This is a genomic window from Amaricoccus tamworthensis (assembly GCF_049800875.1).
Lineage (GTDB): Bacteria > Pseudomonadota > Alphaproteobacteria > Rhodobacterales > Rhodobacteraceae > Amaricoccus > Amaricoccus tamworthensis.
The window spans coordinates 44,139-69,053 of record NZ_JBNAFV010000010.1 but is presented as its reverse complement, the minus strand read 5'-3'; the positions used below and the strand labels follow the sequence as shown (position 1 = coordinate 69,053).

18 protein-coding genes and 2 tRNA genes are annotated in these 24,915 nt (G+C 58.6%); 7 read left to right on the top strand and 13 right to left on the bottom strand.

What is annotated here, in order from left to right; all coding sequences use genetic code 11:
- Positions 1-87: 87 nt before the first annotated feature.
- The 6 genes from ACP15P_RS15155 to ACP15P_RS15130 all read right to left on the bottom strand — a co-directional run bounded on the left by ACP15P_RS15155 (position 88) and on the right by ACP15P_RS15130 (position 6,001).
- Positions 88-450, bottom strand: a complete 363-nt coding sequence (locus ACP15P_RS15155; protein ID WP_424929379.1) for a TRAP transporter large permease subunit — start codon at positions 448-450, stop codon at positions 88-90.
- A gap of 26 nt (positions 451-476) precedes the next feature.
- Positions 477-740: a hypothetical protein gene (locus tag ACP15P_RS15150; protein ID WP_424929299.1), complete on the bottom strand. Its 264-nt coding sequence runs from the start codon at positions 738-740 to the stop codon at positions 477-479.
- A 64-nt stretch (positions 741-804) separates the two neighbouring features.
- The gene (locus ACP15P_RS15145; protein WP_424929298.1) at positions 805-1,362 is read right to left on the bottom strand and encodes a sarcosine oxidase subunit gamma; all 558 of its coding nucleotides are present in this window, start codon (positions 1,360-1,362) and stop codon (positions 805-807) included.
- 10 nt (positions 1,363-1,372) lie between these two features.
- Positions 1,373-4,369 (bottom strand): sarcosine oxidase subunit alpha, encoded by a 2,997-nt coding sequence (locus tag ACP15P_RS15140; protein WP_424929297.1) that lies wholly within the window; start codon positions 4,367-4,369, stop codon positions 1,373-1,375.
- Positions 4,366-4,668, bottom strand: a complete 303-nt coding sequence (locus ACP15P_RS15135; protein WP_424929296.1) for a sarcosine oxidase subunit delta — start codon at positions 4,666-4,668, stop codon at positions 4,366-4,368. The genes ACP15P_RS15140 and ACP15P_RS15135 overlap by 4 nt, the downstream gene beginning before the upstream one ends.
- A gap of 79 nt (positions 4,669-4,747) precedes the next feature.
- On the bottom strand, positions 4,748-6,001 hold the full coding sequence (locus ACP15P_RS15130) for a sarcosine oxidase subunit beta family protein (RefSeq protein WP_424929295.1): 1,254 nt from the start codon (positions 5,999-6,001) through the stop codon (positions 4,748-4,750).
- Between the two features lie 374 nt (positions 6,002-6,375).
- Between ACP15P_RS15130 and ACP15P_RS15125 the strand changes: the two genes are divergently transcribed.
- Positions 6,376-6,942, top strand: coding sequence for a type 1 glutamine amidotransferase domain-containing protein (locus ACP15P_RS15125; RefSeq protein WP_424929294.1), 567 nt, complete (start codon positions 6,376-6,378; stop codon positions 6,940-6,942).
- Positions 6,943-7,073: 131 nt separating this feature from the next.
- On the opposite strand, the gene ACP15P_RS15120 is transcribed toward ACP15P_RS15125, so the two are convergent.
- From ACP15P_RS15120 to rlmB, 3 genes are all read right to left on the bottom strand, one after another.
- Positions 7,074-8,624, bottom strand: coding sequence for a 2-isopropylmalate synthase (locus ACP15P_RS15120; protein ID WP_424929293.1), 1,551 nt, complete (start codon positions 8,622-8,624; stop codon positions 7,074-7,076).
- A gap of 276 nt (positions 8,625-8,900) precedes the next feature.
- Positions 8,901-9,386: a CoA-binding protein gene (locus tag ACP15P_RS15115; protein ID WP_424929292.1), complete on the bottom strand. Its 486-nt coding sequence runs from the start codon at positions 9,384-9,386 to the stop codon at positions 8,901-8,903.
- Positions 9,387-9,558: 172 nt separating this feature from the next.
- Positions 9,559-10,368: a 23S rRNA (guanosine(2251)-2'-O)-methyltransferase RlmB gene (rlmB, locus tag ACP15P_RS15110; protein WP_424929291.1), complete on the bottom strand. Its 810-nt coding sequence runs from the start codon at positions 10,366-10,368 to the stop codon at positions 9,559-9,561.
- 149 nt (positions 10,369-10,517) lie between these two features.
- On the opposite strand from rlmB, the gene ACP15P_RS15105 reads away from it, so the two are divergent.
- Positions 10,518-10,603, top strand: a tRNA-Tyr gene (locus tag ACP15P_RS15105).
- Between the two features lie 16 nt (positions 10,604-10,619).
- Here the strand turns inward: ACP15P_RS15105 and ACP15P_RS15100 are convergent.
- Positions 10,620-13,163, bottom strand: coding sequence for a CheR family methyltransferase (locus ACP15P_RS15100; RefSeq protein WP_424929290.1), 2,544 nt, complete (start codon positions 13,161-13,163; stop codon positions 10,620-10,622).
- Positions 13,164-13,268: 105 nt separating this feature from the next.
- Between ACP15P_RS15100 and ACP15P_RS15095 the strand changes: the two genes are divergently transcribed.
- The gene (locus tag ACP15P_RS15095; RefSeq protein WP_424929289.1) at positions 13,269-13,634 is read left to right on the top strand and encodes a response regulator; all 366 of its coding nucleotides are present in this window, start codon (positions 13,269-13,271) and stop codon (positions 13,632-13,634) included.
- 62 nt (positions 13,635-13,696) lie between these two features.
- A complete protein-coding gene (locus ACP15P_RS15090) occupies positions 13,697-15,994 on the top strand; it encodes an ATP-binding response regulator (RefSeq protein WP_424929288.1) in 2,298 nt (765 codons plus the stop codon).
- Here the strand turns inward: ACP15P_RS15090 and ACP15P_RS15085 are convergent.
- Complete coding sequence (locus tag ACP15P_RS15085; protein WP_424929287.1) at positions 15,972-17,840, bottom strand: putative bifunctional diguanylate cyclase/phosphodiesterase; 1,869 nt, start codon at positions 17,838-17,840, stop codon at positions 15,972-15,974. The genes ACP15P_RS15090 and ACP15P_RS15085 overlap by 23 nt on opposite strands.
- A gap of 589 nt (positions 17,841-18,429) precedes the next feature.
- On the opposite strand from ACP15P_RS15085, the gene ACP15P_RS15080 reads away from it, so the two are divergent.
- Together ACP15P_RS15080 and ACP15P_RS15075 are read left to right on the top strand one after the other, a co-directional pair.
- A complete protein-coding gene (locus tag ACP15P_RS15080; RefSeq protein ID WP_424929286.1) occupies positions 18,430-21,465 on the top strand; it encodes an ATP-binding protein in 3,036 nt (1,011 codons plus the stop codon).
- A 36-nt stretch (positions 21,466-21,501) separates the two neighbouring features.
- Positions 21,502-21,891 (top strand): response regulator, encoded by a 390-nt coding sequence (locus tag ACP15P_RS15075; RefSeq protein ID WP_424929285.1) that lies wholly within the window; start codon positions 21,502-21,504, stop codon positions 21,889-21,891.
- 196 nt (positions 21,892-22,087) lie between these two features.
- On the opposite strand, the gene ACP15P_RS15070 is transcribed toward ACP15P_RS15075, so the two are convergent.
- Positions 22,088-22,162: transfer RNA gene (locus ACP15P_RS15070), tRNA-Gln, on the bottom strand.
- A 91-nt stretch (positions 22,163-22,253) separates the two neighbouring features.
- Complete coding sequence (locus ACP15P_RS15065; RefSeq protein WP_424929284.1) at positions 22,254-23,282, bottom strand: LacI family transcriptional regulator; 1,029 nt, start codon at positions 23,280-23,282, stop codon at positions 22,254-22,256.
- Positions 23,283-23,603: 321 nt separating this feature from the next.
- Here ACP15P_RS15065 and ACP15P_RS15060 point away from each other — a divergent pair, with 321 nt between their 5' ends.
- A complete protein-coding gene (locus ACP15P_RS15060) occupies positions 23,604-24,839 on the top strand; it encodes an ABC transporter substrate-binding protein (RefSeq protein WP_424929283.1) in 1,236 nt (411 codons plus the stop codon).
- The last annotated feature ends 76 nt before the right edge of the window (positions 24,840-24,915 follow it).

Sequence of the window (24,915 nt, the reverse complement as noted above, 5' to 3'; positions counted from 1 at the left end):
CCAATTCATTAACCAGATCGGAGCAAAAGGAAAGGGTTGACAGGTATGAGTATTTTGCAAGACCTCCAGCGGGAATCCGCCGAGCCCTTAAGTAGGCGCGTGCATGCCGCGAAGGTCGAATGATTTCGGAATGTCAATAGTTTCAACCGGCGCGGGAAATTTCTGGATGCCGCCGAAAGCGTGCCATTTGATTATGATCTTCGGCGCCATTGTCGCGGTCGCCAGAAATGTCGAAACCCAGGGCACACAGGCGATGATTGTCAGTAAAAAGAACAGGATACCGGGCCACGGCAGGGTCACGTTCACCACATTATTTGTGGGCATTGGGGCCACCGGGGAGGTCACGAACGGGCTCAGCCCAACCGGTGGAGTGGTCATGCCGACCTCCGTGGTCGCCATCATAATGGTGTCCGGATGAATGAGGTGGAAACCGGGAGCAATGGCGGTCAGGGAGACGGGCAGTGCAACAATGACGATCAGTTCGGAGCGTTCCAGGAACTGACCACCGACGGGCCGAATGTATTTGCGACCACAAGGAACATCACCGTTCCGAATCCCGGATCAGGGTACGCGGCCGTGATGTTCTGCGGCATCTGCCAGTCCGTCGGGAGATGCTTCAGGATCGGCGCGGTTGCGATGGAGAACATGAGCCTGTTGGTGATCGCGTCAGATTCGAATAGGTACCAGCGCACAACGGCGTAAAAGAACGCCGTCACAAGGACGCCGATCTTACGCTGCAATCCATTGCCTGCGGATTGGGAGCCAGTCTTGATTACATTGGACGGGCCAATTGCGCGGTGAGGGTCAGAGACCCGCTTCCAGTTCCCGGTTGGCGGTGTTCAGTAGCCCCCAGACATGCGGAAGGAACGAGCGCCAGACCTCCATACGGAAGAGATCCTCACCGTCGCGCAGCAACACAACCTGCACGGAATCGAACAGCGTGCGTTTGCCGTGGCCGGGTCGGATGCGTGACAGATCGATGGGGCAACCGGTGCTGAGCAGCGTCTCGGCTTCGACTCCACGAAGTTCGATGGCAATATCGCGGTCGCTTATATCGACGAGGCTGTGGGGCACCTCGCCGTAAATCTTCGCGAAGGCGGCCTGAACGGCGGCCATTCCTTCCGCGTCGGTGTGGACGACCCACTCGTCGGGGCCAAGGCACAGGACCTCGAGGCCATCATTGTTGGCGCGGCCCCCTATTTTGGTAGGCAGGTCCAGGCGCAGGGCACCGGACAGTGCATTGCCATGGGCCGGGTCGGCCCGCAGGGCCATGCGGGCAGGTTCGGGCAGCAGCCTGAGTTCGACGGGACCGGAGAGCCCCGTGGCGGCGAGACGGTCCTGCAGTGTTGCGGCGTTGGTCATCTTCTGCCCCCTAGAGTTTCAGCCGATCACCGTCGGGATCGTAAAACACGGTTCCCGAGACCACGGCAGCATGGGTTTTGTCCGGCATTGGTATGTGCAACGTATCGCCCTTGCGTTCAAACCCGTCCTCCACCAGCGCCATTGCGATGGACCGGCCCAGCGCCTCGCTCCAGTAGGACGAGGTCACGTGGCCAATCATTTTCATTGGTATGGGCTGGTTCGGGTCGGCGACGATCTGCGCACCTTCCTCCAGCACGGTTTTGGGGTCGACCGTCATGAGACCTACGAGCTGTTTGCGACCGGACGAAACAAGGTCGGGTCGGGCGAGGGAACGCTTGCCGACAAAATCCGATTTGGCCTTGCCGATGGCCCAGGGCAGGCCCGCGTCATGGGGCGTTACCGTACCGTCGGTGTCCTGACCGACGATAATATACCCTTTTTCTGCCCGCAGGACGTGCATGGTCTCGGTGCCGTAGGGGCAAATGTCGTACTGCGCGCCCTCGGCCAAGAGGGTTTTCCAGAGATCGATTCCGTGACGGGCGGGGACGTTTACCTCGAAACCCAACTCGCCCGTGAAGCTGATCCGGAACAGGCGCGCCGGGAAACCGGCAACGGTGCATTCCGCGATCGACATGTGCGGGAAGGCATCATCGGACAGGTCCTGGTCCTCGACCAGGGGTTCCAGAAGTTTGCGGGCATTGGGGCCGTTGAGCGCGATGGTTGCCCACTGTTCCGTGGTGGAGGTCAGCCAGACCTTCAGATCCGGCCACTCGGTCTGAAGGTAATCCTCCATCATCGCCAGTACGCGGGGCGCACCACCGGTGGTTGTCGTGACATGGAAGAGGTCCGGGGACAGGCGCCCGATGACACCGTCATCCCGGATAAACCCGTCCTCTCCCAGCAGGAGACCGTAGCGGCAGCGACCAGCGCCCAGTTTGGTCCAGGGGTTGGTGTACATGCGGTTCATGAATTCGACCGCGTCCGGGCCGGCGACCTCGATCTTGCCAAGGGTTGAGGCGTCGAAAATGCCCAGGGATTTGCGGGTGGCGGCACATTCGCGATTGACCGCGGTGTGCATGTCCTCCCCCGGATGCGGGAAATAGCGGGCGCGACGCCAAAGAGCGACAGGCTCGAACACCGCGCCGTTTTCCTCGGCCCAGGGGTCAATTGGTGTGGTTCGGGTGACCTCGAACCGTTCGCCGCGATGGTAGCCGCAGAACGCACCGAAGGTGGTCGGCGAATACGGCGGGCGGAATGTTGTCAGGCCGACTTCGGGCGCATTGCGGCCCAGAGCATCGGAGGCGATCATCAGGCCGTTGATGTTGGACAGTTTGCCCTGGTCGGTGGCCATGCCGTTGGTGGTGTAGCGTTTGACATGCTCGATGGAATGCATGCCCTCACGCACCGCCAGTCGAATGTCCTTGGCCGTGACATCATTCTGGAAGTCGATAAAGGCTTTGGCCGTGGCCGGGTTGCGGTCGGTGGGCAGTTCAACGTTGGAGGCACCGGTTCCGCTTCGGTCACCCGTGACATCGAATTGCGAAACGTCAGCCTGATGCCCGGCGGCCTCGGCGGCTTTTGCTCCGGCATCGGCCCCATCGGCGAGCGCGGCACCGGTTCCCCAAAGTCCCCTGCCCGCCCCCGCGATGTGAACCTCCTCGGTCCGCTCACCCGGTAGATAGGTGCGCGTTTCTTCGTCCCATTTCAAAGAGCCCTTCGTGTGGGAGAAGAGATGCAGCGAGGGCGTCCAGCCGCCGCACATCAGCACGGCATCACACTCAATCGTAACGCCCGGTCCGGCCTTGCCGTTCAGGATGGGATTGACGCGCAGTGAAGTGACGCGAAGCCGACCAGCGGTGGAAGACGCGGTGTGGCCGGTGTAGATCACAATGCCACGGGACCGGGCATTTTCGAGAAGGTCGAGATCAACATCGGTCCGGGTATCGACAATACCGGCGACCGGCACTCCGGCGTCGGACAGATCAAACGCGGTGTACCATGCGCTGTCATGGGAGGTCAGGACCACAGGGCGGTCGCCAACGCGAACCCCGTAGCGGTTCAGATAGGTCAGCGCGGCCCCAGCCAGCATGACGCCGGGACGGTCGTTGCCATCGAATACCAGCGGTTTCTCAATGGCGCCCTGAGCAAGCACCACCTGGTCGGCACGCACCCGCAGCATCCGCTCACGTGGCGCATCTGCAGGTGGCTCGGCCAGGTGATCGGTCAGACGCTGAACGAGGCCGACCATGTTCTGGTGGTAGTAGCCGATTGCAGTGGTGCGGCTGAGCACCGTGACGTTGTCCATCCCGCCAAGTTCATCCAGTGCGGATGACAGCCAGTCCCAGGCCGGTCTACCATCGATAACGGTTTGCGGCTCCGAAAGGAGGGAGCCACCAGATTCCGCGCCCTCGTCAATCAGCAGCGTCCGCGCCCCGGCACGTCCCGCGGACAGCGCGGCGGCCAAACCAGCCGGTCCGGCACCGACCACCAGGACGTCACAGTGGACAAACCGCGACGCGTAGGTATCGGGGTCGGGTTCGGAAGGCGAAACCCCAAGACCGGCCGCGCGGCGGATAACGGGCTCGTAAACGCGGTCCCAGAAGGATTTCGGCCACATGAAGGTTTTGTAGTAAAACCCTGCGGAAAAAAGCATCCCGAGATGATCATTCACTGCGCCGAGGTCGAAATTCAGGGACGGAAAACGGTTCTGGCTGGTGGTGGTGAGGCCGGAATAGATCTCCTGCATCGTCGCGCGGGTGTTGGGCTCGGAGCGGCCCTCGCCGCGGGAGGTACCGAGCAGAGCGTTGGGCTCTTCCGGTCCCGCTGTCACGACACCCCGGGGGCGGTGATATTTGAAGGACCGGCCCATAAGGTGGACGCCATTGGCCAGCAGCGCGGATGCGACCGTATCGCCCTCCAGCCCCTGATAGCTGTCACCGTCGAAGCTGAAGCCCACCGGACGGTCGTGGTTTACCCGTCCGCGTCCGGGAAGTCGGAAACCGCTCATTTCGCCAACTCCTCAAGTTCCGCGTCGGAGGGGCGTGGCTCTCCTGCCCTGTAGGTCAGAAGGAACCGATCGCTGACGGTGTCGCGCACGGCATTGAAAAAACGTCCGCAACCATGAGTGTGGCGCCAGCGCTCGAAATGGCGGCCGCGGGCATTGGTGCGGATAAAGAGAAAATCCCGCCACGCTTCGTCGTCATAGGTTGAGGGATCCTCCGGCCGGGCGATATGGGCTTCGCCGGCGTAGACGAACTCGGCTTCCGGCAGGGTTTCGTCGCAGTAAGGGCAATGGATCAGAAGCATGATGGTGTCCCCTTAACTGAACGGGCGGAAAAAAAACCATGGGCGGGGTGGGCATTCGGTACGGTCATCCGGGTCGGCCTCAGTGTGCCACGGCCGCGGCGGCGGCCTCGTCGATCAGGCGGCCGGTGCGGAACCGCTCCAACGTGAAAGGTGCGTTGATCGGATGCGGCTCGTCCTTGGCCACCGTCCATGCCAACACATGGGCGGCGCCAGGTGTCGCCTTGAATCCGCCCGTCCCCCATCCGCAGTTGACGTAAAGCCCCGGGACCGGGGTTTTGCCGAGGATGGCCGAGCGGTCGGGTGTCACGTCAACGATACCGCCCCATTTGCGCAGCATCCGCATCCGGTTGAACATCGGGAAGATTTCACAGATCGCGGCCACGGTATGCTCAATAAGGGGCAGACCGCCGCGCTGGGAATAGCTGGTGTACTGGTCGGTTCCGGAGCCGATCACCAGTTCGCCCTTGTCGGACTGGCTGATATAGGCATGAACCGTATTGGACATGACCACACAGGGGAAGACCGGTTTGACCGGTTCGCTGACAAGTGCCTGGAGCGGATAGCTTTCGAGCGGAAGGCGTACGCCTGCGCTCTCCATGACCACGGATGTGTTCCCGGCGGCGGATACGGCAATCTTCTTCGCCCCGATGAAGCCTTTGGCGGTTTCAACGCCCTCGACGGCACCGTTGGCCCCGCGCCGGATCGAGGTCACGGGGCAATTTTGGATGATGTCGACACCGAGTTTTGACGCGGCGCGCGCGTAGCCCCAGGCCACCGCATCGTGGCGGGCGGTTCCCGCGCGTTTCTGCAGAGCGGCGCCGAGGACCGGGTATCGTGCGTTGGGCGAAATGTTGAGCGGCGGGCAGAATTCCTTCGCCTCCTCCGGGGTCAGCCACTGGTTATCGACGCCATTGAGACGGTTGGAATGGATGTGCCGCTGGGAACTCTGCACGTCATGTACGTTGTGGGCCAGCATCATGACGCCGCGCTGGCTGAACATCACGTTGTAGTTAAGCTCCTGCGAAAGACCATCCCAGAGGTCGACTGCGTGGTCATAGAGCCGGGCGCTTTCATCGTAGAGGTAATTGGACCGGATGATCGTGGTATTGCGGCCGGTATTGCCGCCACCAAGCCAACCCTTTTCGATCACGGCGACATTGGTGATGCCGTGTTCCTTCGCCAGATAATAGGCGGCACCCAGTCCGTGCCCACCCGCACCGATGATAATTACATCGTAGGATTTTTTCGGCTGCGCCTCCGGCCACTGCTCAGGCCAGTTTTTGTGCCCGGACAGGGCATTTTTGAGCAGGGAAAGAGCGGAAAAACGCGTCATGTCCGGAATCACCCCATTTAGGACCGTGTCTACCGGGCCATTCAGCGCAATTCCCCGGTGCGGAATTGTGCTTTTGCGCCGGATGTATGGATGTTTACGACAGAGCGCACCGATAGGCAAAACGTGATCAGTATCCTTGGGCCTTCGGTTTGGTGCGCCGATCTTTTCGGGCGGTCCTGTCAACCGGTCAGGGGGAGATTTGCCCGCTTGGGGCTGGCGAAACGACCCCACATTTTCGTGTAGTGCGGCATGGAACAATCGCTGTTTGCCGCCGTTGTAGGGTCGTGCGCCGGGGCGATGGCACCGGTCAAAAACGAAAAAGGATCATGCCGCCCCGGTGGTTTGATCGTTCACGGAAAGCAAAGGAGAATCCGATGCCCAACATGAGTGAATCGAAAATTCTGATTATGTCGACCAATGGTTTTGAGCAGTCCGAACTGTTCACCCCGCTGGAGAAGCTTATGGAAGCCGGTGCAACGGTGCACGTGGCCACGCTCGACGGCGAAGCCATTCGCGGATGGGATGGCGGCGACTGGGGCAAATCGGTCGATGCCGACCTGAAGATTTCCGATGTGAAGGTTGATGACTACGACGCGCTGGTTCTGCCAGGCGGTCAGATCAACCCGGACATCCTGCGGACGGATGAGACAGCCGTCAACACCGTGCGCAACTTCGTAGCAGGGGACAAAATTGTAGCCGCCATCTGTCATGCGCCGTGGCTTCTGATTGAGGCGGGTGTCGTCGAGGGTCGTGAGATGACCTCCTACCACTCGATCCGTACTGACCTGCAGAACGCCGGCGCGAACGTGGTCGACAAGGAAATCGCGATTTCCAACGGCATAATCACGTCGCGTCAGCCGGGAGACCTCGATGCGTTCGTATCGAAAATTATCGAGGAGGTCCGCGAAGGCGATCACGCCCGCGACGTAGAGGCTGCATAAATTAGGCCTGACATTCAAAAAATACCGGTGTCCCAACCGGATTCTCACTGCCCGGTCTCTGCGACCGGGCAGTTTTTTGTTGTGGTATTGACAGACACCCAAGGAGTGTCGAGTCAATCCCTCCGGGATGATCAGGCTGCGGGAGCGGTCGTTTTGAGCCTGCGCACCAGCAGCTTGTTCAGCGCATTGACGTATGCCTTGACCGAGGCAACCACGGTATCCGTGTCCGCGGACTGCCCGGTGACGATCTTGCCGCCCTCCTCCATGCGAACACTCACGGTTGCCTGCGCGTCCGTGCCTTCAGTCACGGCATGGACCTGGTAGAGCTGCAGCTTCGCTTCATGTTCCACCAGTTGCTTGACCGCATTAAACGCGGCGTCCACGGGGCCGTCGCCAGTTGCCTCGACGCTGTGCTCCACGCCATCGACCGACAGTGTGAGTTCGGCGGACTGGGGCGCTTCGGTTCCACAGATTACGCGGAGCCTGCGCACCTGAATGGTGTCGTTGGCGGCATTGGTGCCGGTGTCCTGCATCAGGGCGACGAGATCCTCGTCGTAGACCTCTTTCTTGCGGTCGGCCAGTTCCTTGAAGCGGACGAACACGTCCTTCAACTGGTTGTCTCCCAGCTTATAGCCGAGGTTTTCCAGCTTGGACCGCAACGCGGCCCGGCCGGAGTGTTTACCCATGACAATGCTGGTTTCCGTCAGACCCACGTCCTCGGGGCGCATGATTTCGAATGTGTCCGCGCTTTTGAGCATGCCGTCCTGGTGGATGCCGCTCTCATGGGCGAAGGCATTCTTGCCGACGATTGCCTTGTTGTACTGGACCGAAAAGCCGGAAACGGTCGATACGAGCCGGCTGGCCTGCATGATTTTGGTGGTGTCGATGCCGGTATGCCAGGGCATGATGTCCTTGCGCACGCGCATGGCCATGACGACCTCTTCCAGAGCGGTGTTGCCCGCGCGCTCACCCAGACCATTGATGGTGCATTCGATCTGACGCGCTCCGGCACTTACGGCCGCCAGTGCGTTGGCCGTCGCCATGCCGAGGTCGTTGTGGCAATGGGTTGCGAAGATGATCTCATCGGCGCCTGGCACCCGTTCAATCAGCATCCGGATCAGGTCGGCGCTCTCGCCGGGCGCGGTGTAGCCCACCGTATCGGGAATGTTGATCGTCGTGGCACCCGCCTTGATGGCGATTTCGATGACACGGCAGAGGTAGTCATGTTCCGTCCGCGTGGCATCCATCGGCGACCACTGCACGTTGTCGCAGAGGTTGCGGGCGTGGGTGACCGTTTCGTCGATGCGCTCGGCCATCTGATCCATGTCGAGATTTGGAATGGCGCGGTGCTGTGGCGATGTCCCGATAAAGGTATGGATACGGGGCTGCCTGGCGTGCTTCACGGCTTCCCAGCAGCGGTCGATATCCTTGAAATTGGCGCGGGAGAGGCCGCAGATCACGGAGTTTTTCGCCAGTTCGGCGATTTTGGACACCGCCTCAAAATCCCCTTCGGACGCAATCGGGAAACCGGCCTCTATGATGTCCACGCCCATGTCATCGAGCAGGGTCGCGATCTGGAGTTTCTCGCCGAGGGTCATTGTCGCGCCGGGGCTCTGCTCCCCGTCACGCAGGGTGGTGTCGAAAATCAGGACGCGGTCCTGCGGTTTGTCTGTAGCGGTCATTTTACTGTCTCTGAGTCTGAAAAACTGTGGGGCGGCGCGTTCAGATTGTCCCCTGAGCGCGCGCGCCGGGCTTCGGCACGCTCAGAGGCCGCCAAGCAGTAGGAGAACAGCGGTACGGGCATCGCCACGAACCGACCCACGGGTATCCAAGCTGTTCATCCGGTAATTCATGGGCGGCACTATACGGACGGAATTCCTAAAGAAAAGCCCCCAAAGTTGGGGATCATCACAAAGATTGCGCCGTCAAAGCGGTTTGACTGCAAAAAACGAGGACGCCTAGAGTTTTGACGAGACGATTCCGGTATTGAAACCACCCATGCGCAGTTCTCCGAACAGTCTCTGGTACTCAAGCTTGGGGCAGCGGTCCATGACCACATCCAGACCGGCCTCACGGGCGACCGCCGCGGCTTCCTCGTTAATGACCTCGAACTGCATCCATATGGTTTTCAGGCCCCGGTTTGACAGTGCCGAAATCGCCTCATCCACAATGGGGCCGACATGCTCGGACCGGCGGAAAATATCGACCATACCGATCCGGCCTTCAGATTCGGGAATATCCGACAGGCTGGCATAAACGGTTTCGCCGAAAAGGCGCTTGCCCGCCATCATTGGGTTGACCGGAATCACCCGGTAGCCCTTGAGCGAAAGATACCGCGCGACATAGTAGGACGGCCGAACGCTGTTGCCGGACACGCCTACACACGCAATGGTCTTTGTCCGCTGGAGGATTTTGCGCAGGAACTGATCGGAATGTTCGGTCATGCGGATTTCCCCCCGCAACCTGCCAAAAAAAAGCGCCCGGAAACTGCCGGGCGCGTAGTCGGAACGAGGGACAGTGTTAAGAAGCAGGGCAGTTCCAAGCCATCTGCTTCCCTACTGAGGTGGGGCTTGCCCGGTGCGTTTTCCAGACCTCTAAACAATTTGTGAAGCTCCCTCATTCCCGTTCCGTTCCCCTGGGTGGCCGGCGCGTCTGAACCGCGGCGAACAGGGCAACGGCGGCAGCATTGGACACATTTAGGGACCCAAAACCGCCAGCGGAAGGGATTTTCACGTGTCGGTCGCAGAGTTTTCGAGTTAACTCCCGCATGCCCGGGCCCTCGGAGCCCAGAACCAGGGCAAGAGGCCGGTTGCTGAAATCCGCGACGCCGGGGGCGAGATCATGTTCCGCTTCCCCATCGAGGCCGACCACGGCGTAGCCCATATCCTTAAGCGCGCCCAGCGCGTTGGCGAGGTTTGGAATGCGCAGATAGGGCTGACGCTCAAGAGCCCCGGATGCCGTTTTCGCCAGTGCGCCGGTTTCGGGGGCGGAATGCCGGTGTGGCGCAATAACGGCCGTAGCGCCAAACACCTCCGCTGACCGGAGAATCGCTCCAACATTATGCGGGTCGGACACCCGGTCTAGGGCGAGTACCAGTCTGGTTTCGCCCTGCGGCGCGCAAACCTCGGACACGGAGCCCCATTCCAGCGGCTTCGCCTCCAGCGCGGCACCCTGATGAACGGATTGCGGATCGATCGGGACCGAGAACTTTCGCGGCTCAACAATTTCCGGGGTCATGCCGGACGCCGAAACTTCGTCCGCAAGCCGGTCGGCGGCGTTTCGGGTCAGAACGAGGCGCAGCTTTTCACGCCGGGGATTCCTCAGCGCGTCACGCACCGCATGCGTGCCAAAAAGCCAGACGGTCTCCTGCGAACCCGCCCGCTTTGACCGCTCTTTTTCAATCGCCCAGCCGGGTTTTTTCGCCATGTCGCGTCTGATCTCCACTCGGTTGCGGGGAATTACACACCCAAACCGGGGGCTTGCAAGGCGATCCGTGCAGATTTCGTGTTGACGGGCGAGTTCTGCTGGAATAATCCCCCGCTACCGTTTTGATGCTCCGGCGTCATAACACCCCTGGGGGGGTGGCAGAGCGGTCAAATGCAACGGACTGTAACTCCGTCTCGGAAACGATACACTGGTTCGAATCCAGTCCCCCCCACCATCCTTCCCCTACCGGTTCAGGCGATAATCAGAAGAACCCCGTCCATCGTCGCATTGTCGCTGTCATAGGTCGGGTGGGCATGAACGGTCACCGAATGGCCGTTGTGCTCGCCGGATACCTGGCGTGATTCCGCGGTTTTGACGACATCGGCCACGAGATCTGAAAGCTGAACAAACTCAAGCCGCGGACCAACCACGTTCAGTGACCGGTCAACGTCATGGGCTTCGAGATGATACTCCTCGGCCACAAGCCTGCTGAAGCGGCGGATCCGACCGGAGAGATCCACGAAAATTACGCCGGTGCGGAGAAGCTTCAGTACAAGTTCAGTGCTCGCGTTCAACTCCGAGAGGAGCGCGATTTTACGCTCGTGTTCGGCGCTGACGGAAACAAGTTCCTCGTTGACGGCGTGGAGTTCCTCGTTGGAGCTTTGCAACTCCTCGTTGGAGGCCTGAAGTTCCTCGTTGGACGCCTGAAGCTCCTCGTTGGAGGCCTGAAGTTCTTCTCCGCTGGCTTCGAGACGTTCCGTCACATGCTGAAGGGTTTCCTCGGTCAGGCGCAGGTCGCGTTCAAGTTCCTGGATGCGCCGGGTCACGACCGTGACGTCTTCGCGGCTGACACCTGAACCATCGGCCTCCGGCAGAACGTCGTTCTCCTCCAGTTCTCCCTCAAGTGAAAGGCCCACCAGCATGATCTTGTTGCGGGACACCTGGTCGAGGGCTTCGATGCGAATGGTACAGCGCTTTGGCTTACCGTCGCCCATATCGACTTCGATAATGCGGTTGTACGGCTCCAACTGTCCCTGACGCAGTTTCTCTGTCGCAACGTTGATCGAAAAATGCAGATCCTTGTGGACTATGTCCTCGACGGTCCAGTCCGCCAAATTGTTCATGGTGTCGATAAAGGCGCTGGCAGCGCCGAACCAACCCAGGACCGAGCCATCAGCGGCCACGAGAATCGACGACGGCGCATACTTTTTGAGAAGCGCATCGTAGCTTTTGATGAGGGTGTCGCGATTGCGGATTTCCGCGATATCGGCTACCACCGAGCGATCCCGTCTCGGAATGTGCTGCTCTCTCACAACCGGTTCATGCTGGACTGACCGCAGCTTGTTGGGCATCAGCTGGCGATCGACAATTTTCTTGTGGGACGATTTCCGGAACAGCCGCCAGCGGTTGTCGACCACTTTGAACTCGTCCGTGAACCGCCCGAGGCTCTCGGACGATCCGAGCAGAAGGAAACCATCCTGGCGAAGACCGAACAGGAACATCGAAAGCACACGGGCCTGCGCTTCATCCTGAAAATATATGAACAGGTTGCGGCATGAAATCATGTCGAGGTTCATGAATGGTGGATCGCTCAGAACGTCATGTGTGGAGAAGATGATCTTCTGACGAATCATCGGATCGACAACGTATTGATCGCGGTTTTTCTCAAAATACCGGGACAGCAGACTTTTGGGCAGCCGGGCGACGGATTCCTCGCTGTAGATACCGGCAGAGGCCCGTTCGAGCGATGTGCGGTGGACGTCGCTGGCAATGATCCTGAAACGGCGCAGAGAGCCCGCCTTGGCCAAAGCCTCACTCAACTCGATGGCGATGGTATAGGCCTCTTCTCCGCTGGCGCAGGCGGGCACCCAGATGCGGATCGGCTTGTCGGTCGACTTGTCTGCCGCCAGAACATCGAGTGCCTTTGTCCGCAGAGCCTCCATGGCACCGGCGTCGCGGTAAAACTCCGTCACACCAATCAAAAGGTCGTGGTATAATTCATCCAGTACGCTCCGGCTTTCTGAAAGTAGCGCCAGATAATCTTCCGGATCGTCAATTCCACGCAGGAGGCGGCGCCGTTCGACCCTGCGGCGGACATTCGCGGATTTATAGGCCGAAAAGTCGACCTGGTAGGCATCCTCCAGAAGGCGGAATATCGCAGCGTGGGTCGTAACGCCGGCGGGGGGCAGTTCCGGCTTGTGATCCCGGTCAACCATGAATTCATGAATCGAACGTGGCATGTCTTTGGCTTTGAGGACACGGTCAACGGCGCCTTCACTGATGGCCGCGAGTGGCATCGAACTGAATGAGGATTCCGATGGAGACTGGACGAGAACGATCGCCCCCGCGTCGCGCAGGGCCCGCGCGCCACGGGACCCGTCGCTGCCGGAACCGGAGAGGATCACAGCCACGGTGCGGCTGACATCCCGCCTGGCGACCGACCGGAAAAACGCATCGATGGGCAGACGGGGCAGATGGTCCTGCTTGGTAAACTCATGGGTTCGGAACTCGTCACCGTCGAGTTCCGCAATCACGCTGGGGCGGTTGAGGTAGATCGTGTCGGCCTCAAGCTTCAGCCCGTTTTCGATATGCCTGATCCTCAACCTGGATTTGCGGCCAAGAAGCTCGTCCATCATGGATTTGTAATCGGGCGACAGGTGCTGAATTACCACGAAAGTCCATCCGGACTCCTCGGGAGCATTTGCAAAGAAACTTTCGAGAGGTTCCAGACCACCCGCGGAGGCGCCAATGACCACCAGCGGCACATCCGTGCTCATTTCACTGGAATCGGCCATTGGACTTCCTTCCTGGATTGGCTAATTATTCGCGCCTGATTTGCTTGGCGTTTTACGATTGTTAACACAGCATGTGGGCTTTTCAATCGATGGGGGAACAATACGGTGGCAAGAATACTTATTGCAGACGATGATGCCGATTATCTGCGGGTATTCCAAGAGGGAATGGAAGCTCTTGGTCACGAGGTCGAGGGGGTGCCCTCCGGCTCCGAAGTCGTTCCCATGCTCGAGAATGCCAAATTTGACGTGATTTTTCTTGATGTGGTCATGGCAGGTGGCGGAGCGATAACCGTGCTGCACGCCGTGAGGGAATACGACCCGGATATTCCTGTCGCCATTATTACTGGCCGGCTGGAACTGGCTGATTCTCCGCTGTTTTTGAATGGCCTGCGCCTGGCACAGGCAAAACTGCAAAAGACCGCCACGCTGGCGGAACTGGATAACGTCGTACGGATGCTGACCCGTCATTAAAATCTTTTGGGTCTGACACGGAGAAGCCCGCCCCGGAACCCAAACGCCCGGAAAGGACGCGAATGCTGTCCGAACGAACCAAGCAGACCAACGAACGCGACCGTATGCGCGGAAATGTCCGACAACTTGCGGTAATCTCGGACCTCGCGGCCGGCCTTGTTGCCCTGGTGGTATTGCTGGTTGGCTGGGGTGTCGGCATCGACTGGATCGTGCGTTTTGGAACGGGCGAATCCGCAATGGTGCCGGTGACGGCCGTTTGCGTTTTGCTGCTTGCCGTCGCGCAGTTGATCAGGGCGGTCAAACCCAATGCGCTATTGGGAACCATCGCCGGAGCTTTTGCGGGGACGGTGGTCCTGATCTGCCTCTGGTCCTACGCCACAGGTCCGCAGGAGCTGCCCGAGACCGACCGGATGTCACATGCGACCACCGCCAGCCTGATTATTGCGGCGGTTTCCGGCATGCTGCCTCCAACCCTCAGTGTGCGCACCTGGCTGGCCACGTTTGGTCTGATTGTGTCGCTGATTGGACTTGAAACCTACGCTGTCGATTCAGACGCGCTGCAGAACACACCATTTTTCACCGGGCTCTCCCTTCAGACAAGCGTCTGTCTTCTCTTCCTTTTTTTGGGGCAGATACTCAGGTATCCCGACCGGGGTTGGCTTGCGACCGTAACCGGAGATGGAACGGGAAGCGCCCTTGTCAGAAAGCTGCTGCCGCTGTGCACGCTGGCACCGCTCCTTCTGTTCTGGGGGGCACTCAGGACAACGGAAATCGGTTGGATCGACCCGAATTTCCGTCTGAGTGTTTTGGCCCTGTTGTTGGTTCTGGTCCTCGTCGTGATCCTCATTCTCGCCGCGCGGTATCAAAACACGCTGGATGCAAAAGAGCGCACAGGGCAGGAGCGGCTTCGTGCCGTTTTGAATGCTCTTGATACCGCTGTCATCGTGATTGGAACACCAGGCACTCCGGTCCTGACAAACAAGGCGGCTGACCTGCTGACCGGTCCGGATCTGGACCCTGAGACCTGGCTGGCCACGGCGGAATTTCACGCGATGGACACGCGCGAACCGCTGGCAAAGCACGCGAGGCCGTTTGAACGGCTGATAGAACGGGGTGAGACGTCGTCCCTTTTTGTGGGACATGTGGACCGGGATCACCGGGAACGGGCGCTGCATTTCACCTGTGCCAGGGTCGAAGCCATGGACGCATCCGGCCCCCTGCACGTCCTGGCCGTAGCGGACGAGAGTGAGGGATGGATCCTGCGCGAAAACCTGAGCCGGGGCGAACGGTTCGAGGCCATTGGCCAACTGGCGGGCGGAATTGCCCATGAGGTCTCGAACATTCTTGGGGTCATCCAGATTTCCGCTGACACGGGTCTGATGAAACGAGAGGTTTCCGCCCTTCGTCACTCGCTCGATACGATCAAAAGCGCCTGCCAGCGGGGGAATGAGCTTGTGACCCGCCTAACCAAGATGACGCGGGACGGTGGAGTGGCGGTAGGACGCACGGATCTGACTGCAGTGGTGCGACAGTCACTGGACCTGGTGCGGGCCTCCGTGCCACGCCGGTTTGAACTGACAAGCGAGTTGCCCGATGAATCGGTAATTGTTGCGGGCGATCCCAACGATGTCGAAACCGCCCTGCTCAACCTCATCCTGAACGCGAGAAATGCGATGGTTGAGGCGGGCTGCCGAAAGGGCAGCATACATGTCAGCGTTGCCCCCAGGGGTTCCGAAGTGCGCCTGAAAGTGACGGATAACGGCCCCGGAATGCCCGAAGACGTTCTGAAACGCGCTGTTGAGCCTTTCTTCACGACCCGGTCGAAAGAGGGCGGCAGCGGCCTCGGGCTGTCGATGGTCAGAAATTTTGCCCGGCGTATCGACGGCAGTTTTGAACTGGATTCCACCGAGGGACAGGGAACCGAGGCGGTGCTCACACTCCACACGGTGCAACCCGAGGAACCCGCCGAGCCGGAAGTCCGCGAGAAACTGGACCTGAATGGCCAAAAAATCATGATCGTGGAAAGCGATCCGCAGTTCCAGGTCATCGTGGCTGACGCCATCAGTGTCATGGGAGCCAAAACCGGCACGGCCTTCACTGCGCTGGAGGCCCTGGTCAAAATGCGCGAGGGTGGGCCTTACGACATTTTGATGACCAATGTGGGCCTGGCCGGGGAATTCGACGGTTACGACCTGGCGGTCAACGCGAAAGAGTTTCAGCCGGAGTTGCGGGTGATTTACACAACCGGTTACACGGAGCCGGTGCGGCGGGCGGACCGGATTGTTCCGGGTCTTGTTCTGCGCAAGCCCGTATCACTGGAAAAGCTGTTGAATACGGTCAGCCTGACACTTCAACACTGACAGGTGCGGCATCCGCGCGCTCGCCGGTTGGCATGAGGGCGGCCAGATCTATGCTTCGGGAAACCTCTGCGAGATGGTCGGCTGGAACCGCAGGCGAAAACAGGAAGCCCTGCCCGGAAGCGCAGTTCATTTCGACGAGGCGTCTGAGCTGATTGGGTGTCTCAATGCCCTCGGCAACAATCGCGAGATCCGCCCGCTTGGCGAGGCGAACGATGGCCTCCACGATGGCGCCATCCGTGGCGCTGTGTTCCATCCGGTCGATAAATCCACGGTCAATCTTCAGCACGTCCACCGGCCAGCCACCGAGATGCTGCAGGCCACTGTAACCCGTTCCGAAGTCATCGAGAGCCACCCGCGCTCCACGCAGGCGCAGTTCCTCAAGGGTTCGGAACACCTGACCGTTCCTCGGGCCAAGCATGATGCTTTCCGTGACCTCAATGACGATGGAATCCCAGTCGGGTCCGTTGGCGTCCGACAGAAGCGACTGAAACTCGAAAACGAATTCGGGATTCATCAGGTCGAACGTAGTCACGTTGATTGCCAGTGTTGGAGGTTTATTCCCCCGCCATTCAAGCGTTTCGAACACCTCGAAAGCCTGACGCACCATTGTATGGGTGAACTGCTCGGCATAGCGGTAATCGCTCAGGATGGCGGTCACCGTTTCCTGTTTCATCAGCCGCCGCTGGTCGTCCTGCCACCTGGCGAGCAACTCAAACCCCAGGCAGGCACCTGTCGCCAGATCGTGTATGGGCTGAAAGTGTGGCTGGATGCGGTCGGCCGATTTGGCTTCGCGGAACTTGCGACCGATTTCGCGTTTGTTGAAACGCTGGTGAACCTCGGGTGAGAACACGGTCTGCACGCCCCTGCCCGCATTTTTTGAGACGTAAAGAGCGCTGTCCGCGAGGTCGAAAAGGGTCTCGAATTTACGGCCGTGATCGGGGAAGAGCGCAGCCCCCATACTTACGCGGCCCAGATCCGGCTTGCCGAGCGTCGCCGTGCTGCGAAGGATGGACGTCCGACAACGCAGCATGGAGGACTCGAGGTAACTTCGGCTGTGTTCGGGAAGGTCGAGCAGAATGCCAAATTCATCGCCTCCCAGACGCCCTACGATCGAAGTGTCGGGGAAGGCATTGCGCAATGCCTCAGCGATTGTGCGCAGGTAGCCGTCACCGAATTGGTGGCCATAAAGGTCATTGATCGTTTTGAAGTGGTCGATGTCGAGAATGATGAGCGCCTTGCGCATTTCCGACTGACCAAACCGGGCATTGGCATGGCTCTCGAATGATACCGAATTCTCCAGACCAGTCAGCTGATCAACGCGTGACTGTTTTTCGAGCCAGACGATGCGCTTTCTCGCGGCGACCAGTTCCAGTTCGAGTTCGAGCTTTCCGCTTATGGAGCGCAGGAGTTGAGCCAGCATCCCGGCCAGCGCCTCCGCACGCCGTGTCATGTCAGGTGCGGGAACGAAATCCGGAATCAGGAGCATAGCGATGCTGCCCACCGGCGCGCCGTCGCCATCCCGAAGAATGCAGGACATGACGCAACCATCCAACCGCCCGTCCGACAGGAGACGCACAAACTCGAAATCCGAGAGGTCGGTCCCTGTCTCTATGGCTTCGAGAAACTCATCGAGATGTTCGTTGGCCAGCCTCTGCAGATCGGGGTCAGATCTGTTCAGGAAATCCAGTTTTATCATTCCGGAATGCCCGGGGCACGCCACAAGAGCCAGATCAAGAGCGTTGAAACAGGTCAGCGCCAGCGACTTCGCGCAATCCACGACCCCCTGAAACTCAGAGGCATATACCGAGTCTCGCTCCGCCGAGAAACTGTACCACGGATCACTCAAAGCGCTTCCTCTTGATCCCGCCGGCAACAAATACGCTACATAAGGCGAATAGCCCGGAATGCTCATCGACGGTGGACATGGGCAATGTACGGTCTCCCTGGACAGTCGAGGGTACAGGGCACATATCAGGCAATATCAAATCTCATTCTACACTTTTAACGCGATTAACACAGCCATAGTAAACGTAAATGAAGAGCCCAGCCTATTTTCATTGGATTAATTTCATAACCCACAAGCACAAGTTGTCAATCGTCTAACGAGCAAAACACGCGTTTCAAGATCAGATATGGGATACTGATCAGTACGGCATCATTAGTGTACGAATTAAGTCCGGCCTTGATTTTCATAGCTCCTGTAAACCGAAAATAAGCAGCGATATCCAACAGGGCGATGCTTTGTCTGCAAGGCAAATTTTACGCCAACACACGCATGTAATGCATCAGTTCTACTGAAACGCATCGAAGCCATGAGTGGCAACAGTAAATATTTGTCAACAGTTTGAGTATATTTCGACTGAACCTATCCCAAAATTTTACTTTTCGAGAAACGTCCAACCATTTTGGTTCGGCCGCATAAGGCACCTTGAGAAATGAAACAACGTGATACCATCAGGATCACGCTGGCCAGCTTGGCTCTGCTTACGGCGATGGCAGGGATTGTCAGTGTAATCTTCTACGGAAGTTTTGTCGGATCTTCGCACACACGCGAACTGGGCCGGCTGGAAAACCATCTCAATATTGGCATGTCGCATGTTGCGTCGCAGATCAACGACGCGAGACGGCACACCCTGAACCTTGCCAACTCAAGGGAAATTCAGGGGTTGGTACGCACCACCCATGAGGCTCAGACGCCCGCACCCGACGCCAGCACCAGCGAATACTGGAAAAGGCGCGTGGCACAGCGGTTTTCCGACCTGTCGATGAACAACGGCTACCTTCAGGTCCGCTTTATCGGAACCGCCGATGGGGGACGTGAAATCGTTCGGGTGGAAAGGCATGGAGAGCGGGTCGAGACAACGCCGAAGAAGGCACTTCAGCGCAAAGCCCACCGGCCCTATTTCAGGGAAACGGTCAAACTTGAAGCCGGGCAACTGTATCAGAGTGACATCGAACTGAACCGGGAGCACGGGCGCATTCAGACCCCACGCATTCCGGTTCTCAGAACGGCGACGCCCGTTTTCGATGACGCGGATCATCTGGTGGGAATTGTCGTCGTCAACATTGATGCGCGGCAATTGACAGGGCTGCTTCGTGGATCGCTTCCTGAACCAATAGAACTCTATGTTTCCCGAAGCGATGGACAGATAATTCACCACCCCGACCCGGACCAGGCTTTCCAGCGGTCGGCGGGAACCCCTTACACGATGGTGGATGAGTTTCCCACGCTTGCAAAAAAGCCGTCGGCAACCGGAGTTAACGGATTTGCCGGGATGGTGAGCAACACGACCGGCCAGAAAAAACTGCTGTTGCTCCGACGCGTGCTCACGGATCCCAATGATCCGGAAGATTATCACCTCGCTGGCCTGGCTGTTCCGGCGAACCGCTTGGAAGCGGGCATGGCGCAAACCATGGCACGGTTCGGTCTCTTGGCTGGAATTGCGATTCTGGCGCTCGGTTTTTTTGCAGCCTGGTCAGGTTGGCGCCCGTGGGGCCATTCAGGCGTCGCCGGGCAGACTGCCAACCGGGAAGCCGAAGATTTTATCGGCGCTCCATCAACGGACCAGCCCGGCACCTCAAACGAGATACATCGCCTGCAAAGCACATTTGCCGGTCTGATTTCCGCCCTTGAAGCCCGAGATACGCAGAACGAGGAAACAACCAGTCGGCTGCAGGCGGTCATGGACGGGATGGAGGACGCGATCTTTCTGATCGACACCAACGGACGGATCGAAATTGCAAACCGTGCCGCGCGCGACATGTTTGGATACCGGCCTGATAATCTGATTGGACGAAACGTCAGCATCCTGATGCCGCCACCCTATGCCCAGTATCACGACCAGTATCTGAGACAGCACCTGGATAAGGGCTCGACGTACCTCCTTGAGAAGGACCGGACTTTCGACGGGCTCAAAAAGGACGGCACGACCTTTCCGATCAATGTGAGGGTCAACGCGACCCAGCGTAATGGCGAGAAAAAATTTATTGGCCAGATCACGGACATCTCCGACTGGGATGCCGTTACCAAAATGAAAAGTGAGTTCGTGTCCACCGTCAGTCACGAACTGCGCACACCGCTGTCCGCGATGCGCGGAACACTTGGCCTGCTTCTCGCAGGCGTCGGTGGCGACCTGAACGATAAAGCAAAGGAACTGGTGGAAACGGCGTCTGCCAACTGTGCCCGGCTGATTGTTTTGATCAATGACATTCTCGACATAGAAAAGCTTGAAGCCGGGCAAATGAACCTGTCACTCGGGGCGACGGATCTCGCGGAGACTGTCGAAACAGCCGTACGCGAGTGCCAGGGTCTGGCCGACAGCTATGCCGTCTCCATTGTCACCGATATTCCAGCCGAAACCGCTACGGTGCGCGGTGACACCAACCGGCTGATCCAGGTCATTTCCAATTTCCTGTCGAACGCGTGCAAATTCTCCCCGCGCGGCGAAACCGTAACCGTGGGCGTCCAACGGATGGGAGAAAAATGGCGCGTGTGGGTTCAGGACAAAGGCCCCGGCGTGTCGGAGGAGTTTCAAAGCAAAATATTTCAGAAGTTCACGCAGGCCGACAATTCCACCACCCGGAAGGTTGGCGGGAGCGGCTTGGGTCTCTGCATTTCCAAGGCGATCATTGCCGCGCATGACGGCACAATCAGCTTTGAGACCAGCGAAAACGGCTCAACATTCTACTTTGAGTTGCACGCGTTGGAAGCGGCGGAAAACCAGATTGTACCATCGTCGCAGGCCAGGGGTCAGATGCTGATCATCCATGACGATGAAAAGGTCACGGAGCAGATCAAGGGCTCGGTAACACCGCTGGGTTTCGACACGGAGGTCGCCCATACCGTTGCAGCCGCCAAGGAAATCCTGGCGACCGGCCACTACGATGTTCTTGTCATGGACTGGGAGTGTCGCGATGACCAGTCGATCGAACTGTTTGAGTTTCTGAGCCAATCCAGCAACCACCGCGACATCCCCGTCATTGCGATCTCCCGTTCCGACCAGGATACCGAAGGCAGGGCTTCGCTCCTCTACTGGTTTCACAGGCCCACGCCGCAGGTTCAGATCCGGGAGTTGCTGAATTCGGTGCATCCCCGCAACGGCGTCGAAACACTACGCGTCCTGCATGTTGAGGATGACCAGGACCACCTGACGCTCGTTAGCGACCTGCTCCGAAACATTGCGGAAGTACACACGGCCAAGACGGTTTTGCAGAGCTCGAACCTTTTGTCCCGGCACCGCTATGACGTGGTCATTCTTGATCAAAAACTTCCGGACGGGACCGGACTGGACCTTTTGAAAATCATCAGATCCCAGGCCAATCCGCCGGAGGTTATGATCTATTCCGTCAAATCCGCGCCGGTGGGGCTGGACCATATGGTTGGCAGCTCGCTCGTGAAGACGGAAGTCGACAACGACATGTTGCTGAGTGAAATCAGGGCGTTACTCAGATCAGCACGCTGCCCGGACTAACCCTGCCCCACCCAAGTCAATAGATGGAAGGACGATATGGCAAAACTCCTTAAACGAATTCTGGTTGCTGAGGATGAACCCGACATCAGCAAAATCGCGGATCTGTCCCTCACCCATCTTGGAGGGTACAGCACCCATGTTTGTGAGGACGGGGAACAGGCAATCGCTGCGGCCGCGCATTTCAAGCCGGATCTGATCATTCTTGATGTCATGATGCCAAACCTCGACGGCCCGGAAACGCTCAAAGCGCTGCGCAAAATTCCTGAAACTGCGGATGTCCCGGTCGTCTTTCTAACCGCCAGAATCCAGCCGGATGAGATCGACATGTACCGCGAACTGGGTGTCCTTAATGTCATTGGAAAGCCGTTTGACGCGGTCGAATTGCCGAAAATGATAGATGAGATCTGGGAAAACCATGCGGCCTGAAGGGCGGCGGAAACAAAACACTGATCGGGATTTCCTGCGGGAAACCTGAAAACGGCCCATGTGGCCGGGGGGACCAACACCACCACGGAACTTGACCGTGTCAGGCACCGAAAAGCTTTGGATCGCGACGGTACAAAAATACCGTGTGCGCAGTTACCGTACGCCGGAAAAACGCTTCCAGCCCAGTCGGGGAAGATGGCTGGGGCGGCAGGATTCGAACCTGCGAATGGCGGCACCAAAAGCCGCTGCCTTACCACTTGGCGACGCCCCAGTATCGGGACGTTTTTAGTTATGGTGGGGCCCGACCACAAGACCGATTTTCGCCCCAATTTCGGTATTGCATCCGGACGAATTCCGCACGTTCAGATTTGAGGAACCTCAAGCGCCTGAAGCTGATTGGCCGGCACGCCGGAAAGCGCCTTGAGAACAGCATCGGCCAACCCATGGCCCGCCTCGAGGAAATCCTCGTGCACGGCAATAATGTCCTTCCGAAACTGCTGAAGAACCTCATAGGACTCCTTGGCCACCAGATCAAAATCCCGGCCGACCTCGTATCCAAGTGACTCCGCCGCCGTAATCGCAAAAATCGCTGAAGCAGGACTGGCACACACAAACCCGTCCGGCCGGTTTGGCGAGGACATAAGCCGCTTGACCTCGGCCTTGAAGGTTTCGCGGTCCGTGTCGATGTTGATCCCACGCGACGGAATATCCGCTAGCCCCAGTTCCGCGATGGCAGACGTAAAACCGCGCATCAGCAGCCCGCCATAGGTAAGGTCCATTGGCGCAGGCAGAAGTGTCAGTCTGCTCCGCCCCTTTGCTGCCAAACGCTTCACCCCAATGGAAGCAAAAGTCTCATTATCAAAGTCCCAGTAGGGATGCTCGAAATCCAGATGGGTCCGCCCATGCGTTGCAAACGGCACCCCTTTTTCACGAAGATAGATCGCTCTTGGGTCCTGCGGCATGGTCCGGGAAAAGATAAGCGCATCCGCGGAACCCGACTCCACGACATAACGCACCGGGATCATCGGGTCCGTCCCCACCTCGTAGGGCATGACCACCAGATGATACGGCGTTCCCGACAGCCGACTGGAAATCCCGTAGACCAGCTTGGAACTCAGGCCAAACATCTCCGTCTCCGTCGACAGGATCAGGGCAATCACATTGGTTTTTCCCGTGCGCAGACGCACACCCGCCCGGTTGGGCATATACCCAATCTCATCCGCGATCAGCCGCACCCGTTTCTTGGTCGCCGCACCGATATCCGGGGCGTCGTTCAACGCCTTCGAGACCGTCGTCACGCTCAGGCCGGTCATGTAGGCAATAGTTTTAAGCGTAGGGCGACCCGCCCTGACCCGCCCGCCTGCCTGCGTTACATTCCCGTCGTTTGACATCTTGATAGGCGTTCCCCCGTTGGCCGAACTCTGCATCGAATCTGGCTGTCTCCATAAACTGCAACGATTTAGAAATCGAAGTCAAACCTTTCAGAAAATGTCCAAAACCGGCATGTTTGACGACGGCAAAGTTTGAAATCAAACTTGACCTCTTCGTAGAGTTCGAAGAAAAAATAGAATTAATATTATATTTATCAGTGGCTTATCATTCGGAAAATCCATTCAACCCTTGCAACGACATTTTTTTGAATCCACCGTTGCGAAACGAAAACTCCTGAACTAGCATCCAACTGCAACGATAAAGTACCTTGGGAGGTTACAATGAAATTTCGCTCAATGGCGGCGGCGCTTGCCGCTACGGTTGCGCTGCCCGCAACACTGGCGCAGGCAACCGATCTGGAGGTCACGCACTGGTGGACATCCGGTGGTGAGGCCGCTGCGGTTGCAGAATTTGCCGACGCGTTCAACGCGACAGGTCACAAATGGGTCGATGGCGCGATTGCCGGCGGTGGCAGCACGGCCCGCCCGATCATGATCAGCCGCATCACCGGCGGAGATCCGATGGGCGCAACCCAGTTCAACCACGGCCGCCAGGCTGAGGAACTGGTTGAGGCTGGCATGATGCGCGACCTGACCGAAATCGCCGAAGCCGAAAACTGGGCGGAGATTATCAATCCGCCGTCGCTTCTCGAAAGCTGCACCCTTGACGGCCGGATTTACTGCGTGCCGGTGAACATCCACTCCTGGCAGTGGCTGTGGCTGTCCAACAAGGCTTTCGCCGACGCCGGTGTGGACGTGCCGACCAACTGGGATGAATTCGTTGCAGCCGCTCCGGCTCTGGAAGCCGCGGGAAAAATTCCCCTCGCCATGGGTCAGCAGGCCTGGCAGACGGCCGGCGCGTTTGACGTGCTGATGGTCACTCTGGCCGGTCCGGAGATTTTCAAAAAGGTCTACGACGACAAAGACGCTGAAACCGCCGGCGGCCCGGAAATTGCACGCGTATTTCAGGCTGCGGATGACGCCCGCAAAATGGCAGCGGAATCCAAGGTACAGGACTGGAACCAGGCCACCAACATGGTCATCACCGGCGAGGCTGGCGGCCAGATCATGGGCGACTGGGCCCAGGGCGAGTTCCAGGTTGCGGGCCAGGTGGCCGGTGAGGACTACACCTGTCTGCCGGGCCTCGGCGTAAACGAAATCATTTCCACTGACGGTGACGCCTTCTATTTCCCGGTTGTTGATGACGAGGAAATCACCGCGGCTCAGGGCGATCTCGCCTCAGTCATGGTGGCACCCGAAACCCAGGTGGCATTTAACCTTAAGAAGGGCTCCCTGCCGATCCGTGGCGACGTGGATCTGTCCGCTGCCAATGACTGCATGCGCAAGGGTCTCGAAATTCTCGCCTCCGGCAACACCATCGTATCGGTGAACCAGCTTCTGGATCCGGACACCAACACCCAGAAGGAAGACCTATTCGTCGAGTTCTTCAATGATCCGAGCATCACACCAGAGGAAGCCCAGGAACGCTTCGTAAGCCTGATCGAGAACGCGGGCTGACCCTGACGGGTTGACCGCCTGAACGGTGGCGCCGGCTCCCACGTGGACCGGCGCCATATTCCGACAGTCCCGCTCT